The sequence below is a fragment of the Halorubrum sp. B52 genome, assembly GCF_059752555.1.
In genome coordinates, this window is sequence record NZ_MWTG01000003.1 from 101,444 (window position 1) to 116,739 (window position 15,296).

13 protein-coding genes are annotated in these 15,296 nt (G+C 55.7%); 4 read left to right on the forward strand and 9 right to left on the reverse strand.

All coding sequences use genetic code 11. From position 1 onward, the window contains the following. Positions 1-139: 139 nt before the first annotated feature. The 3 genes from B4V04_RS00700 (at position 140) to B4V04_RS00710 (ending at position 1,299) form a co-directional block, all read left to right on the forward strand. Positions 140-421 carry a helix-turn-helix transcriptional regulator gene (locus B4V04_RS00700; RefSeq protein WP_123623368.1) on the forward strand — a complete coding sequence of 94 codons (282 nt, stop codon included), beginning with the start codon at positions 140-142 and terminating at the stop codon, positions 419-421. A gap of 156 nt (positions 422-577) precedes the next feature. Further along, positions 578-880: an AbrB/MazE/SpoVT family DNA-binding domain-containing protein gene (locus B4V04_RS00705; RefSeq protein ID WP_095638097.1), complete on the forward strand. Its 303-nt coding sequence runs from the start codon at positions 578-580 to the stop codon at positions 878-880. Continuing rightward, the gene (locus B4V04_RS00710) at positions 880-1,299 is read left to right on the forward strand and encodes a PIN domain-containing protein (RefSeq protein WP_123623332.1); all 420 of its coding nucleotides are present in this window, start codon (positions 880-882) and stop codon (positions 1,297-1,299) included. The genes B4V04_RS00705 and B4V04_RS00710 overlap by 1 nt, the downstream gene beginning before the upstream one ends. A gap of 66 nt (positions 1,300-1,365) precedes the next feature. Here the strand turns inward: B4V04_RS00710 and B4V04_RS00715 are convergent, their stop codons facing one another. The 3 genes from B4V04_RS00715 to B4V04_RS00725 are packed head-to-tail and all read right to left on the reverse strand — an operon-like array spanning position 1,366 to position 3,433. Beyond that, positions 1,366-2,409, reverse strand: coding sequence for a restriction endonuclease (locus B4V04_RS00715; protein ID WP_123623334.1), 1,044 nt, complete (start codon positions 2,407-2,409; stop codon positions 1,366-1,368). Beyond that, positions 2,406-3,092 (reverse strand): hypothetical protein, encoded by a 687-nt coding sequence (locus B4V04_RS00720; protein WP_241154931.1) that lies wholly within the window; start codon positions 3,090-3,092, stop codon positions 2,406-2,408. Before B4V04_RS00720 ends, B4V04_RS00715 begins: the two co-directional genes overlap by 4 nt. Then, positions 3,092-3,433, reverse strand: coding sequence for a DUF7344 domain-containing protein (locus B4V04_RS00725; protein ID WP_123623372.1), 342 nt, complete (start codon positions 3,431-3,433; stop codon positions 3,092-3,094). Before B4V04_RS00725 ends, B4V04_RS00720 begins: the two co-directional genes overlap by 1 nt. A gap of 858 nt (positions 3,434-4,291) precedes the next feature. Between B4V04_RS00725 and B4V04_RS00730 the strand changes: the two genes are divergently transcribed. Then, complete coding sequence (locus B4V04_RS00730; RefSeq protein WP_123623336.1) at positions 4,292-5,092, forward strand: SWIM zinc finger family protein; 801 nt, start codon at positions 4,292-4,294, stop codon at positions 5,090-5,092. Between the two features lie 12 nt (positions 5,093-5,104). On the opposite strand, the gene B4V04_RS00735 is transcribed toward B4V04_RS00730, so the two are convergent. The 6 genes from B4V04_RS00735 to B4V04_RS00760 all read right to left on the reverse strand — a co-directional run bounded on the left by B4V04_RS00735 (position 5,105) and on the right by B4V04_RS00760 (position 14,826). Beyond that, complete coding sequence (locus B4V04_RS00735) at positions 5,105-6,277, reverse strand: tubulin/FtsZ family protein (RefSeq protein ID WP_498228478.1); 1,173 nt, start codon at positions 6,275-6,277, stop codon at positions 5,105-5,107. A gap of 186 nt (positions 6,278-6,463) precedes the next feature. Further along, a complete protein-coding gene (locus B4V04_RS00740; RefSeq protein WP_123623340.1) occupies positions 6,464-6,823 on the reverse strand; it encodes a hypothetical protein in 360 nt (119 codons plus the stop codon). Between the two features lie 1,495 nt (positions 6,824-8,318). Continuing rightward, complete coding sequence (locus B4V04_RS00745; RefSeq protein WP_498228480.1) at positions 8,319-12,038, reverse strand: type IV secretory system conjugative DNA transfer family protein; 3,720 nt, start codon at positions 12,036-12,038, stop codon at positions 8,319-8,321. 469 nt (positions 12,039-12,507) lie between these two features. Further along, the gene (locus B4V04_RS00750) at positions 12,508-13,743 is read right to left on the reverse strand and encodes a tyrosine-type recombinase/integrase (RefSeq protein ID WP_498228482.1); all 1,236 of its coding nucleotides are present in this window, start codon (positions 13,741-13,743) and stop codon (positions 12,508-12,510) included. 22 nt (positions 13,744-13,765) lie between these two features. Next, positions 13,766-14,293 carry a PIN domain-containing protein gene (locus B4V04_RS00755; RefSeq protein WP_498228484.1) on the reverse strand — a complete coding sequence of 176 codons (528 nt, stop codon included), beginning with the start codon at positions 14,291-14,293 and terminating at the stop codon, positions 13,766-13,768. Then, entirely contained in the window at positions 14,290-14,826 is a 537-nt protein-coding gene (locus tag B4V04_RS00760) for a DUF7437 domain-containing protein (protein ID WP_095638105.1), read from the reverse strand. The genes B4V04_RS00755 and B4V04_RS00760 overlap by 4 nt, the downstream gene beginning before the upstream one ends. Positions 14,827-15,296: the final 470 nt, after the last annotated feature.

Here is a 15,296-nt window from a genome sequence, read left to right on the forward strand (position 1 = left end):
AGTGCGTGTTGGTTAATTCAGATATTATGATCTCCTGAGCTACTACTCTACTGTGTTCGATGCTGACAGAGAAGCTATCATTGGAACATCATTTCGAAGATCAGTAGTTATTTCAAAACTTGAATACGTTAGGTGGAGTATGTATGATCTCACGGGCTTTCAACGCGACTTGCTGTACGTAATTGCCGGCCTTGATGACCCACACGGGCTCGCAATCAAAGACGAACTCGAGGACTACTACGAAAAAGAGATCCACCACGGTCGGCTCTATCCGAATCTCGACACGCTCGTTGAGAAGGGACTTGTCGAAAAAAGTCAGCGCGATCGACGAACTAACGAGTACACCACCACTCGTCGAGGCACCAGAGAGATCGAGGCCCGAGCTGAATGGGAAGCCAGGTATATTGACCACGACGCGTGATCGAACCGCTACGTTCGAGGACTGTTTGACTCTAGTACTTCACGTCCCTCAAAAGCCGAACCAAACTTCGAACTCGACTAAACACCCGACAGAGGAGCAACAACTGTTTGCCAATAAAAAGAAAATTTGATTATGATCGAGATCTAATTATGAACTATGAGTAAGACAGAACAGTCAAATAATTCTGAAAAAGAGATCGTCGCCGTCACTAAGCACGGCCAGGCGACCATCCCAAAACGGTTCCGCGAGAAGCTCGGGATCGAAGCGCCTGGGAAGGTATTGTTCCGGGAAACCGAAGATGGAGAGGTGATCGTTGAACAGGTCCGCTCACCGAGCGAGATGCGCGGCTTTGCCGCCCGTAGCGAAGCGAGTACGGACAAGCCTGCGTCCGAGATCCTCAAAGAGAAACGCGACCAGGACCGGAAAGAACGTGACTCGCAGTTCTCAACTGAAGAGTAATGTCGGTTCCTGACCGCGTTGTCTTCGACGCCGAGCCACTGATAGCACACGCCGACGATGAACCAGGCAGCGAGATTGTAGAAGAGTATCTCGACGCGGTCGCAGTCGAGGACACCGTCGGCTACGCCAGCTACGTGAATCTCGCTGAGATCCGGTACACAATCGCCCGAAAGTACGACCGCGACACAGCCGACGAGTATCTCGACTGGCTGACTGATCTCGGTATCAAAACGGTAGATGTCGGCGATACTTGGACGGACGCCTCGGAGTATACGCTCAGGTATAATCCTGCGCTTGGCGACTCGTTCGCGCTGGCAACGGCTGAACATGTCGACGCGACGCTCTTCGTTGGCGGTGACGACGATTATGACGATGTCTCCGATATCCCGATCGAACGATTCCGCGACGGTTCCGCGTAGGCACCCGTTCGAAGACCTCCAAATCGGTGTAGTTGACGGAGAACTGAAAAGCCATGAACTAACTATTCAGTGGCCGGCTGCGGGATGCGTATCGTCGTCTTGATCGGTATCAATCGGTTCGTAGTCGTAGTCCATCCCCACGGGAGTGAAGCCAGGAACGTAGCTAAACCGTTTGCCAGGCTCTCCGTAGAACATCACGGGGAGAGTGCCTCGACCGTCACGAGCGTTGTACTGTGGAGGCCATTCGTTGAGTTCAGCAGACGGCTTGTACACGTGAGGCGCAGGAAGCGCACCCCGTTCAAGATCCCGCAGATCGAGGACCCGAACTTCGAAGTGGCGGGCGAGCTCCTCAGCCCGAGCTGTGATATCGGTCGTATGACAGAGGACCGGCATGGCCCGGCAGGCAAACGCAATCGTACACAGCCGGAAGATCGTCGACGGCGTGATCGTGTCGCTCGTCCAGTCTTTACACTGAGCGACAATCCAATCAGTCGGCTGCTGTTGTTTTGGCTTCCGCTTGGCGACGACATCGACCTCGAGACCGAACAGGTGCTGGCGCGTCTCTGCTTGATACCCCCACCGCATCAACGCGCGTTGGAGTTGATACTCAAGCCATCGCCCATCGCCAACCCCACGCCCAGCCACGTCTACATAGACAGATCGGTGACTGGAGAGTTGCTCAGGCAGCGTGGAGTTGTCCGTCGACCCCTCAGAAAGTGCGTCCTGAAGGATGACGATGTGGTCTTGAATCGTTTCGAGTGTTTGCTCGATCGAATACTCTTGTGAGGAGTGGTCGTACCCCTGAATGGAGAGATCCTCAAGCAGCCGATCGAGACGTAGTTCGATGTGATACAGTACCTGAGCAGGGCCATCCCACGTCACCACCTCATGATCGCCTTGGGACAGGGGATGCTCTGTATCCGCGAGCTGTCGACGGATCGCTTTGAGCGCGTAAAGCGCGAGGAACAACCGCCGCCGTGTGGTGACAGCTTGGACGGTCGTAAGTGTCTCCTCTTCTGAGAGAGCGTCCCGAAGGGTCTCGATCGTGTCGATGAGTTGGGTGAGTTCACGATCGAATCCCGGTGGAAGCGAGAGTGGTTCGTCCGTCATTTGGAGAGTGGACTAGGGGTGAAGTGCTGGCGAGTCAGCGCTGTCTCTGAAAGCGGGAGGAGCGTTGGCTGTCCGTGAGTGCGAAGATGGTGGTAGAACTCGTCTGTCGTCGCAGGATACCACTGTGGGCTATCGCGCTCCCGGTAGCGAAGTTCGTCGTCGACAGAGACGACTACGCCCTGTTCGGTTGTGGCCGTCTTCGCGAACACGAGCGCTGGTGGATCCGGGCGCGCCCAGCTGTCACGGATCCACTCAACCATCGTTTCAAGCGGTGTCGGGTCGACAGGATCAGGGTACCGGGCGGCTGCTGGCGCGCGTATCGCGACGTCCTCGACACGGTCGCTACCACAGGAGCGCCACCCCGTGCCAGTCCACTCGAGTTCACGGCGTGTCCAAGACTCGCCTGTGCTGTCGGGTTCGAAGCGGAGGCGATGCGGTGGCGCACTCGGTGGGTTCCATTGAAGCAGGCAGGCACCGTCGTCAGCAAGCGTGAGGTCATCGCGACTGCGGTGAGACGCGAACAGTGCGGCATCGATCTGTGCCTGTGCCCGCCGGAGAGTTGCGAGTGGATCGCCACCCGGCATCGAAACGACGTCGTCACCATCGTTGACCGCTTCGAACAGCCGGTGGAAGTTGGAGTCGATCTCTCTGAGCGTCTCCAGTTCACGCTGGGAGTCAGCCATTAGGCGCCCTCCGAGTCCGGCTTGTAACACGCAGTCTGGAGTCGGCGGATGTGTTCGGCGAGGGGTTCGGTCGCGTCTGTCGGAGAGACGGACTTCGATCGGTCATCAAACGCGATTGCGCCGCATTCATCGAGCGTCTCGAGATGCGATTGGGTCAGCGAGATGTAGACTGAGGTGCGTTCGTTGCTCCTGATTTTACTGGGGTCAATCGCATTCTCAATGGCGGCGATTTCGACGGCCAGATCACCTGCGGTAATTGCTCCATGCGACTGTGAGAGTGAGAGCAAGACGCGCCGGCGACGACTGTTTGAGATTGCGTTGAACGCACGGTCTGGATCCATCGGGATGGCGAACGAGGTCGGATCGTCGGTGGCTTCGGTCACTTAGACCGACCCCACGATGACTGTTCGACCGGCGTTTCGCTGGCGACGGTTCGGTGGGTTACTGGAACTGGGCTGTACAACGCGGTGTGTCAGTGGGTCAGTGTCGAGTGAGGCACTCTGGGAAACAGAGTTATCACTCCTGGCCCTATTTGGGTTGGTTGCTGTCATTGGCTGGCAGCACGACTCCTCCGGCGCTTGGACGCCGGAGGGTTCCGTCAGGAATCGTGCGTGTCGTGCGTGAGTTGTGGAGAACTGCTTGTAACTTTTATATGAGTACCACAAACTAGGAGTCGGTTATTTGGCCATTTGAGGGCCTCTACAGTCGGAATTACCTTGTATTCTTAATCACCTGTTAAACTACGCTCCATCCACCACCGGTGGGTAAAAACAATCCGTCACTGCGGCGACTCTTCTCTATCTACTCAATAGACGGAGTAGGCCAAGTGAGTCAGGCCTGATCTCGAGCCGACGCACAAGCGTAGCGACTCGAATTTGACATGGTCGAGGGGAGGTGTTGACAGCTCCTCGACCACAAGGCCGCTGACAGCGCCGTGAGAAACAGTTGACTGCCCAAATGTGGAAACGGACTCGGTCATCTACCAAATGGCACAGCGGGTCCAGCAGGCGAGCTCACCAACGGTGGTCGAACACCAGCAAGTGGTGGAAGTCTCCGATATGTTTCCACGATATCCTCACTCAAGTATTCGTTCGTGCTCGTAACTGTGGAAGACCTCAAAAGAGACGCTTTTGAGAGGTGGCGGCCACAAGTGTGACAAGAGTATCGAGATCAGTAGAGTGATTTCGGAAGGGCTCCGCATGAATGTCGATACAGAAACCATCCAGGACCGATGTACCGATCCCGTGTTTGAGCGGGGACAAACCTATCGCAGGGAGGGACGGATCCAGCAGCTCGACCGGTTCGACGATCTCGTGTCAGCCGTTGTCAGCGGATCGAACCCGTACGACGTGACTATCAAATTCAGTGGCCGAAGTCTCGAGACTCAGTGTACCTGCCCATACGACGGCCAAGGCGACTGCAAACATATTGTTGCGGTGCTCCTAGCTATCGCAGGTGACCCGCCAAAAGATGAGAGTGAGCGTATCGAGGCTCTCCTTGCGGACGTCCCTGTCGAAGAGCTGCGTGCATTCGTCCACGAGATTCTTGCCACTCACAGTACGGTCCGAGAACAGTTTCTCGCGCAGTTCGGTGACGAACACAAATCGGTCGATGAGTATCGACAAGAGATTGAACACTTATTCGAGCAACACGCCGATCCGGTTGTATTCGAAGCGATCGACTTCTCTCGATTCTTCGATATTGCTGAACAGTACCGTGAGCGCGATCGATACCTCGCCGCTACGACTGTCTATCGAGCAGTGTTTGAGGAAGTGGATGAGAATTTCAATTGGATCGACGGTTCCTACGACCACTACGCACAGACGCTCCAGACCGCTCTCGATGGATACATCGACTGTATCTTGGCGACTGATCCCAACCCTGAGGACTTCGAGACGTACGCGGGTGTTTTGGAAACCCGGGCATCGACAGAGTCAGCAATCAACAGCGAGCAGTTCCGGCGAGCACTCGACGATCTTGAAGACCAATATCGCGAATAGACGACCACAATCTCAAAACAGTGACTCCAGTTCCCCGTCGCTATCCATCAACTCCGAGAAACGGTCCTCACTCTCGTCAGTGATCTCCCCGAGATTCTGTTGCGCTTCGATTGCGACCTGCTGGAGCTCTTTCACGCGCGGGACGTTCGTCACGCCGCCGAGCAGTACGAGCGCTGCGACCGTCCCTTCTCCACGCTGCGGATAGTCACCACCACGGACCTCCATCGAGCCGGTCTGTTCTTCGAGCCACTTGCGACCGTGCTCAATACCCTTCCGGTTGAGATACTCTGGTGGGCCGGCAACCACAAGCAGCGCCCGCTCCGTGCCCTTCACTTCACAGGGCAAAGTGAGTCGACCCAGCGTCGCCTTCCGGACGAGACTCGTGATCCGGTTGGTCGCCTCTGTACTGTCGATCCCAGCATTCGAATCGCCACGGAATCGCGAGAGCAACCCCTTCCGCTCTGGTTCGTCCACCTCGACGTCGGCATAGCCTAGCGAGGATATCCCGCCGCCTTTGAGTGTGTTAATGATCTCCGAGGAGTCGACCACACTCTCGGCGATGTCGCTTCCTTCGGTTATCTCGCCCGCACTGAAGAGAACGCCAAACCGCTGGACTAGCTCCTCGTTGATCGCATCGAACCCTTCCTCAACGGATTCACCCGAACTGCGCCACGCGTCGTTGTCGAACAGCATGAGGTTGTCCACCTCATCGACAAACGTCTTGAGAGACCGAGCGGCGTTCAGAGTGTAGATCCCACCCTCGTTGCTGCCGGGCAGAATACCGAGTCCGTACACAGGTTCGGTGTAGATTCGCTTGAGGTTCTTGGCGATCACGGGTGCCCCACCCGACCCCGTCCCGCCACCAAGCCCCGCAACGACGAGGAACGCATCGATCTCGTGGACCGGCACCTCGTCAAGCGCTCCTTGGATCTCGTCGATATCCTCCTCGGCCACTTCTGCGCCCAACTCGTTATCTGCGCCCACGCCGTGACCCTTCACTCGCGATTGCCCGATCAGGATCCGGCGGTCTGTCGGGAGGTGGTCGATTCCTTGGAGATCTGCTTTCGCCGTGTTGACGGTGATCGCTCCCCGAACGATATCAGCGCCTGTCCGTGCGTCGTAGGCCAGGAACTCGTCGACCACCTTCCCACCCGCCTGTCCGACCCCGATCAATGCGAGTTTCATGTGAACACACCACGTGTAGATACGCAGGTCGGACTGATAAAGGTTAGAAGCTCGAAAATATCGGGAAGAGGATGATACCACACGAAAAGCGTCGATACCTCCCATGTGGTCTCGGTCGTGAGATAGAGTGCGAGTACAGTTCTACATCCTCTGGTGAAATTGTGTGTCGTGGTTTGTCGAGTTCCCTTACTCGTTGTAGGGGTGGGTTTTCGTGTCGTGGTACCAGCCGTCGCCACCGAAGTATGGATGTGGTGTGACGAGGTCAACACCGGTCGTTCCTTCAGGCAGTGGCATGTTCCCAATCTTCTTACTCTGTTCTGCTATCTCTCTGCTGAACTCCATGTTAGAGTTGATACCAAACTCTCGAAGCATCCGCTCCAGCTTGATGTTGATCTGCTCCATCTTGATCCGCTGGTGGCGGTTGTTCACACCTTCTCGAAGGAGCAGTTCATGTGCTCGTGTTTTGGGGATGTCGTGGTAGTCTGCAATCTCATCGATGAGGTCCGCTAATTCGTCGGCTACGTAGCCGGAGATTTTCGTCGGCATCGCGATGTCTCTCGCGTAGTGGGTAATCAATGTGTCTGGTGAGTAACAAGGATTGATAATCAGTAGACATCCTCAATAACACTAGGGACTAGTCATGACTCTCCTAGCAGCGAGTGTCCTCACGCGATTCCCAACCGGACTGTGGAGGCGGTCATCGCTACCCGCCTGGTTGTATCTGCCCTGCCCGCAGCTCGTTGTCTCTGCCTGTCCCCACACTGAAAGTGAGTGGCTGTGTTGACGCGACTGTCTCTACCGGACGTCGGTCGTCGTTCCTCCGTGGGTGTGCCCGCCGGGATGATCTACTCGCTTGGTTGCGATAGCCACTCTGTCCGGACGGGCCACCTCCCGATCGGCGTCTGTCTCAACTTCTGACCGACTCGTCTCTCCCTTGCTAATTCAGTATCTGATTTCTGATACACTCTCTGCGACATCTCGCCCGATCTCATCTGTCTCTCCCTACTTCTTGGCTCCGGCCCGTCTCCTCGCCACGCGACCGACCTTCTGGCTAATTTGCTCTCAAAGCCCCTAACATTGTGAATTCACGGAACCTAACCACAGGGGAGGAGAGGCATATTAGAGCATCTCTAAAGCTCTCTCAGACCCTCAGAACCCAACCAGCGGGATTATCGGATAGGGTTAGTTAATGAAGAAACACCTCTATGAGCTTCCCGTCTTGTCATTATTTCATATATCAACAAACAAATAGTATTCATTACAAAGTACCCCAACTCGCTTCCTGTCGTGTCATTATTAGCTGTGTTTTTGGATTCAACAGTGTTCATTACAGAAGGGTCGCATCTGCCCACCGTCTGGTCATTATGGAATTAATGAAAAAATACGCCTAACCCGCCCCCGTCTAGTCATTAACTCTTGTTGTCGGAAGTGTCAATATGTTTGTGAGTGGCATTTTCTGTTTCATTACAATATGCCTGTATTTGGCTCTCGTCGTGTCATTATTGATTTCATGAACAGCTCCCGATTCTACGGTGCAGTCTTGTCATTACATCTTTGATGAGATTGGGCCGGACTCTTGGATCATCAAGAAATTGGTTAATGATAATCTTCCTAATATCGCCCCCCGTCTTGTCATTAAGGGTTTAATGAGGAGAGGGTACTTTCGCGGTCCCGTCTTGTCATTAATTAGATTCTCTACCCAGCTATTGTCTTATTTATTATATATGGAACGATTTCGTTTGTGTATCTGGGTCTGAGAATTGACGCTCGGTGGTCCTGTCGCGTGGGCGGTATCCGCACACGATACGATCTGGGTCGCCTTTCTTCGTTAGTTTGTTTTGGTCTCTGCCAGATGAGGGTTCGTTGTATTAGTGATGGATGAAGCTTCTCAGAGTGTGGGTGAAAACAATTCTATGGCCCCAGATTGTTGTTCTAGATGGTCACAGATTGTGGTCTACACGGCCCTAGTTGGCCGCGAGATATTGCCGAGACAACCGTGAGATATTGCCGAGACGACCGCGAGATATTGCTGAGGTAGTTGCTAGTCGTCTCCTAGATCCTTTCTGAGTTTGTTGATGCCGAAGATTTTCTGCGCGCCATCTGCGTCGAGTTCGCCACTGACTTTCTCGAAGTTGTCTGATTCTCGTGCCTCAATATAGCCGAGCTGACCAGTGAGCGACGACAGCAGCTTCCGCATCCCGTCGACATCTTTAACGACCCAGATGGCGTCGGCATCTGCGTCTCGGAGTTTGAAGAAGTCGTCTACGACGTGTCGTCGCTTCTCCGGAGACAGCTCAACTTCGATGACTTTGTCCCGATCGTCGGGAGATTCCTCTGTCGCCTCGACGTAGAGATCGAATTTGAGTTCGCTGCCCTCAGGGGTGTAGTACATGTATGTCTCGTAGCCGAGCCCGTCGTAGTATGCGTCAATGAGCTTGACGCCGACTCGATGTTCTGGGCTTTCCCGACCGTACTCACCGCCGTCTCGCGGCGCGAGATTCTTTCCTGCGACGACGGTGGCTTCGTCTGTCGGCCAGTAGTACGCCTGTCTGTTTCCGAGTTCGAACTTCTCTAAGAACCCCCACTCGATGAGATCGGGTGCCGTCTCGCTGTACGGGAGGACCTTCATCGAGTCCTTGATGTGGTAGCCATTGAGCCCGTCTGTGAGAGCGTCGAAGACCATCCCGAGGAACGCCGCGTGGTCGTCTGTGAACTCCTCGGAATCTTCCGGAGCTTCCTCTCCATCGTCCGAGTCTTCGTCGTCATCTCCTCCAGATTTCACGCCGCTGTCCATGTCGATCGCTTCGTGCTGCCGGTTGACGCAGTGGCGATCTCGGCTTCTCTCACGAACCATATCCGCGCGAGAGCTGACGTTGAACGGTCCCGCGCTGTGCCCTGGCGGGATGGGAAGTGGTCGGAGCGTGAGTATCTCTGGCTTCTGTTTGTGGAAGCCCGTCGACGGCAGCTGGACGATCCACTCCCCTCGGCGGAGCCCTGCGATGCGGTCTTTGATCTCGTCGTTTTCGAGATCTTCGTGGAACAGCGACTCGGCTAAGAGGTCGTCCGTCGCGACGTTGCCGATGATCTTCGTGTTGATGTTGTTCAGGATTTCCTTGTACGCACGTCGGTTATCCTGCGGGTTGTCCCCGAGAACCTGCTCGGGATACTGCATGATGAGCCCGAGCGAGAGGTTGAACTCACGCCCTTTCGGGAGGAGTTCTCGGTAGACGATTTCGTTGCGAGCGATGTTCGCAGACTCCTCGATGATGACGTTCGTGATGTATTCATCATCGTCTGGCGTCCAGATGGATTGGGCCGAAGTCCACAGGTGTGAGAGGAACAGGACCGTGAACACTTCGCTGCTGGCCCCGCGCAGACTCCCCGTGTCGATGAGGACGACCTTGTTCGAGTTGAGGATGCTCTTCATGTCGAGCATCGGAATCTGCTCTTGGTTGTACCAGTTGGTGTCCTCGTTCCAGTACTCCTCGTCGACTGTGTACGACAGCATATCCCAGATGAAGTCGCGCTCTTTCAGCTTCCGGATCCGGTTGAGGACCGCGTCGGTCGTGTTCATGAACTGGCGCGCGTCCTTCTCAAGGTGGGATTCGAGGATGGACGTCACCTGCGTGTCGACCGTTCGCGGGATGGCCTTGAGAACCGTCTCGTAATCCTTGTCGAGATCCTCGACCTGCTTGCCGAACTTCTGGAACTTCTGTGCGGCCTCCATGAGTTCGCCGATCGAGAAGTAATCCTTCCCGTGTTCGCTGTCGAACAGCGCCTTGATCAGGTTGGTGAGGATTTCGTTCGCGACGAACGCCTGCTCCACTGTTTTCTTCCCGAGGACGAATCTGAGCAGCTGGAAGTAGTGGTCGATGATGTCCTGTTTGGCTGTCTCTCGTGCCCGTCCTGCGCCCTCTGTGAGCGGTCTGAGGTCGAAGAAAGGCATCCCCGGAACCATCCCATCTGCTTCCGGGATTTGGATGTATTCGACCTCGGAGACGTTGCCGAACAGCGTCCGGTGACACCGCAGGTAGTTCTCACACATCTCGCCGTCTTTGGGATCGATGAGGATTGTCGGCCCCTCGAGACTGTGGTGGGTGGTGAGCATGTCGTTAATCGTCGCGACCGTTTTCCCGCTCCCAGTCGTTGCTGCGCGGATGTAGTGCTGGGTGAGATGGTCTGCCGATAGCGACAGTGCGTCTCGCTTCGCGAGGTAGTCCCACCACTCGTTTTTCTCCTCGATGGCGCTGATTTTCTCTGGTCCCTCAGAGTTATCTCGGAGTGCTGTGACGGCGTGACCGATCGTCATCCCGGTCGAGAACTCCTTGAAGACTTCTTCGTTCGGGGAGGTGAGCGGGGACTGAGCCGTCGGTCTCCCACCGGTTCCGCCCCGACTCGCTTTCGGGAGCGTGTCGATTGACGGGACCGTGATGAAGTTTGAGAGCTCGTCGATGTTACAGACGAGGATAGGTTTTCGCCGCGACCAGGACTCAAGCCCGTTGGGATAGGTGATGCCGTGGTGGAGCATCCGCTTGTACTCAGGTTCGTTCGTGCCGAGGTAGTTCCCCTCGATCGAGTAGAACTTCCCACTGAGCTGGTTGAGCGAATCTTGGAGATTCCGGGCGCACTCGGTGTCTGATGTCGCCGCTCGGAGCGTGACGTTGTACGTGTGAGATGGGTCTTTCAGGTCGATCTGCCCCATCCGTCCTGTACCTGAGCGGTAGCCTGCTGTCTGAGAGTCGTGGATTGAGCCGCCGATCTCGTGGGGCGTATCACTACGATGGCGCTCCTGTCGCTCTTCGTCAGAGACGCCAAGGACCCCGTCGAGAAGCGTCCGAAGGACAAGGCCGCCGGTCGTGTGGACGCCCTGTTTGAGGTTTCCTTTCTGGCGTTCGGCCTTCGGAGACCAGTCTGCGCGTGGCTCGAAAACCGCTTGAAAGACGACCGAGCCCTCCGTTTGGATGATGGTTTCGAGGAGATTGGAGAGTGGCGAGCGTTCGATCGTTTCGTTGTCGAACGATGAGAGCGTCGTCATCCAGTCTCGTCGTTTCTCCTCAACGCCCTCCCAGCGAACCATCTCGGGGACATCATCGAAGACGTTCGTGATGTCAAAGTTTTCCCGTCCGAATTCGAAGTTCTCTGGATACTGCGATCTCGTAGTGCTTTCGAGTCGGTCACAGGTGACTTCGCCACGCTCTCCCGGCCCGATGAAGAACTTGAACTGGACTTCATCCTCGGGCTTGTAGATGATGAATTCGAAGTTGGGGGAGGATTCGATGAAGGGAATATGGAGATCCATATCAAGCGGGAGCTTCCGTCCGTTGCCAGATCGATGGAGTCCGTACAGTTCTCGTTTGACCGTCTCTGAGTTCACCTCCTCACGGACCGGAGTTATCTGAATGTATTCTTGTTCGGATTCGATCTGTTCGATGAAGTCTTCCGCTTCGTCACCGTTGAGTTCCCCACTAAGTTGGGGGTCGGCAGATGACTCATAATTTGCTGGAAGTTCCGAGAGTCTGGAGTCAGGAGAATTGTTTGAGGCGTCCTCGAAGATATCGAACTCGCCTTCAGATTTCTTCGGTGTGGGACTTCCTTCCTGCCTGTTAGATGGATCATTTGGCGCCGAGGTTCTGCTGTCGACACTGCTGTCAGAACTCTCATTCAAGGGATACGGCTGGTTTTCATAAGGTTCCTGTGGACCGGCGGGTCCTCCAGGTGATGGAGGATCGCCTTCCCGGTGATTGTCTTTTTGACTCACCATAAAAAATTCGACACAACCGGGTTAAATGAGTCTTTTGGGGGGTGCTGAGGCAATATTCGGGCTAGAATTTAACCGACAGGGAACTGACATTCTAACTCAATATCCCTCTACTACTCAGAATGAACAATTCCGGGATCAAGCCCCGAGGCACTCGACCTGCTCATCTGTAGATCATGGTTCGTGTAACACTCAGTCGAATCTCTTTCCGTAAGTGTCGATCACTCGCATCTCCATGACTTGATGCGGTTCAGTGATATGAAGAACGCTGCCGTGGTGGTTACGAACGCAACTGATTCCTCAGGAGAATCCTACGGAGGAGCAATCGTCGACCACTCGGTTCCGTTCCGTCTCCAGATCTAGAAGACCTTGGGCGAGAAGCGTCGTATAAAGCTTGTCGATGCACCGAACCTCAAGCATGGGGAAGTAGGGCTTACATCGAACAAGGGCAATTCGTCTCGGAGTAATCCCCTCATCGGTCGATTTCTTCCAGAGCTTCCGTAGCGACATCGCCCAATTCCCCGGCCTCGATATGTGAGTAGCGCTCTCGGACCATCTCTTCGGAGTTATCGAGATAGCGGGCCGCCACCGTGTACCCAAACGCGCGGACAAGTACTTCACCCATCCCACGACGGCCGCCGTGCGGAGCAAGATAATCGTGTTTCGGATGGTCGATGTCGATCTCTGCGTCATCCGAGAGCCGTTGGAGAATCGACCGTGCGCCGTCCGTCGTAATCGATGGCGGCCGAAAATCCTCATCAAGCGCTAGCAGTAAGTCGCGAGCGTACTCCTCACGGCGCTCAGTAATTGCTTCTAGGCTTTCCCCTCGGTCGGCTAGCTCATCCTGGACGAGCCCTGCGAGCGTCCGTTGGTCGAACGTCGGAAACACCGGCCAGCGCTCCGTCGGTGGGTCCATAAGTCGACGATAGCTCTGCAACGGCGAGATCACCGGGTCGGGGAGACTGGCGGCGTCCCACTGCTGTTTTTTCCGGTAGACGTCCATGCTCCCGTCCTCGAGCGATAGGTCCTCCCAGCGGACGCCGCGCCGGCGCGGGTCGTTCGGATCCCGGAGGAGTTCCCCCACGCGGACGGCCGTGTACGCGAGGACGAACACCAAAGCCCGGTCACGAGCCGCCTTCAGCGCTACATAACGCGCTCGCTGCTTGTCGGGGTGATCAGTATCCTCCGAAAGTGTTGTGTACGCTTCGACGGCATCGCGAGCCCGTTCGTCGACGTGGCGGGTGAGGGCGTGGCGCTGTTCGGACGTCCAGGCCTGCTGGTCACCGGGCTTGCGGCCGTCGTCCTCCGGCAGCGGCGCCATCGCGCTCGCCCGCTGCGCGTAGTGCGCTTCGAGATACCCCTCATTGACGCACCAGCCACACCACGCAGAGATATAGCGATAATAGGTTTGGACGGTGTTCTGTTTGAGGCCACGGTCACCAGCGAGATGCCGGGCGTACTCGCGGAAGACACGTTCGTCGAGATCGTCGAAGGTGGGATCACGATCGACATTGTCCGAGACGATTCCTGTCCAGTCGTCGCCGCCGCGGTCGCCAGCGGCCCACTCGGAAAACTGCTCGAGTTCGCGTGCAGCGTTACGTCGGTAGTTCCCACCGTCGCCACCGCGGCCCTTCCCCTTGTCCTGGAGGTAACGTTCGAAGCTGTCGTCAAGAGCGTATTCAGACTGGGAAGACCGATCGTCGTTCATCGGTCTTCACCTCGTTGGTGTGTTACCGGAATTCGTCGGCTGTGATCATTTCGAGATATTCGACGCTGACGTACCGAAAGTCGATACGGTCGCTGAAGCCATGTTGCGGAAGAAGCGTCTCGGCGGCTCCTCCTGCGGGTTTGTCGGTCGTTAAGAGCACAACGTGATCGGCCCGTCCAGTGTCGAGTAGTTGGGCAACAAGTCCGACGAGTGCCGTATCCGCTTTCTCGATGCTGTCCTCGTCGCGGTCGGTCTCGCTGGCGATGAACCGACGCGTTTCGTCCATTACCGTCGAGACGAGGGGGTTGGCGTAGTCGAGCTCGTCCGCAACAACGATCCAGCCTTCTTCGAATCCATCGGGATAGGGTATGTTTCCGGAGGGATATTCGTCTGCAACAGGATCGCCCCCGAGTTCCTCGTAAACGCGCTGTGAGATCCGTAGCGAGACATCGGCCTGTCGGAGAGCTCGACGAAGCCGTTGAAATTTGTTGTTGTCCGGTCCACCACACCGAACGAAGACGCCAGTATCGGCGATATAGACCGTTGTCATGTAGCCGCGTCGGCGTACTCGGTGGCAACTGGTTCCAGCGCTTGGAGGATAATCTCAGCTTCAAGCGGAGAGAGGTCAAGTTCCCGGGCTGTGATTCGATGGTTGACTGTCCCGTCGACGTACTCGTAGGCATATTCAAGTGCGACAGCAAGGCCGTCGAGGCCATGGCGCTCAATGTAGACGTCGATGTCTGTGTCCTTCTCGCGGCGGGCAACAGCGGCGATAAGTGCTGGCGTGATTGTTTGGGTCTCGCCGTCGGCCGAAAGCGTGAGGGCGATTGACTCAGCATCGTATTCGTACGGGCGCTGGTCGCGAGTTTTCTGTACTAATCCCGCTGTTTCGAGGTTCTGGACGTAGTCGTAGGCAGTTCCCTGCGGGATCTCGAGCTGGTCGAGGATCTCGGAAACAGTGGTGGGGCCGTGCTGCAAGATGTAGGCGTAGATGCGGGCGAGTGCGGGAGTTTCGAGAAGGTCGGCCACCGTCTGGAGCTGCTGAATGGGTGGCTGGCCCGATTGGGGAGGTGATTGCGCCATCTTGGTTATGAATTATGGATAATTCATGATAAGGCTTCCGGCGACAGATTGGAGTTCGCAACAGATCCGAGACAGGCTGGGGGACAGCCGCTAGTAGCGTCTCTACCCCGGGGGAAGCGTCTTTCTGAGCCGATTGTACCATTCGTGCTTCACCGACGGCGGCGGGGTACTTCAAAGTGGTCGTGATTATCCAAGTAATCATAAGTAGCGACCTAATCGCCAATTCCGGCGAAATCGCCCTTCTCAGCCCGCGTGAGATAACAAATACATCTTTTAAAGTGTATGACGCTATACAGAATCTCTCTCCCGTGAAGTTCACAGTTTCGGAGGATGGGCTAGTTTTGGATCGAATCGCCATCAAGTCGTGGTGATTCTCAGCAGTCGGGGATCGATTTTGAATCCTTACTCTCGAACTACCGGACGAGCGTACGAAATTGCGTGAATTTTGGCGCTGCTGAATACGGTTGTCA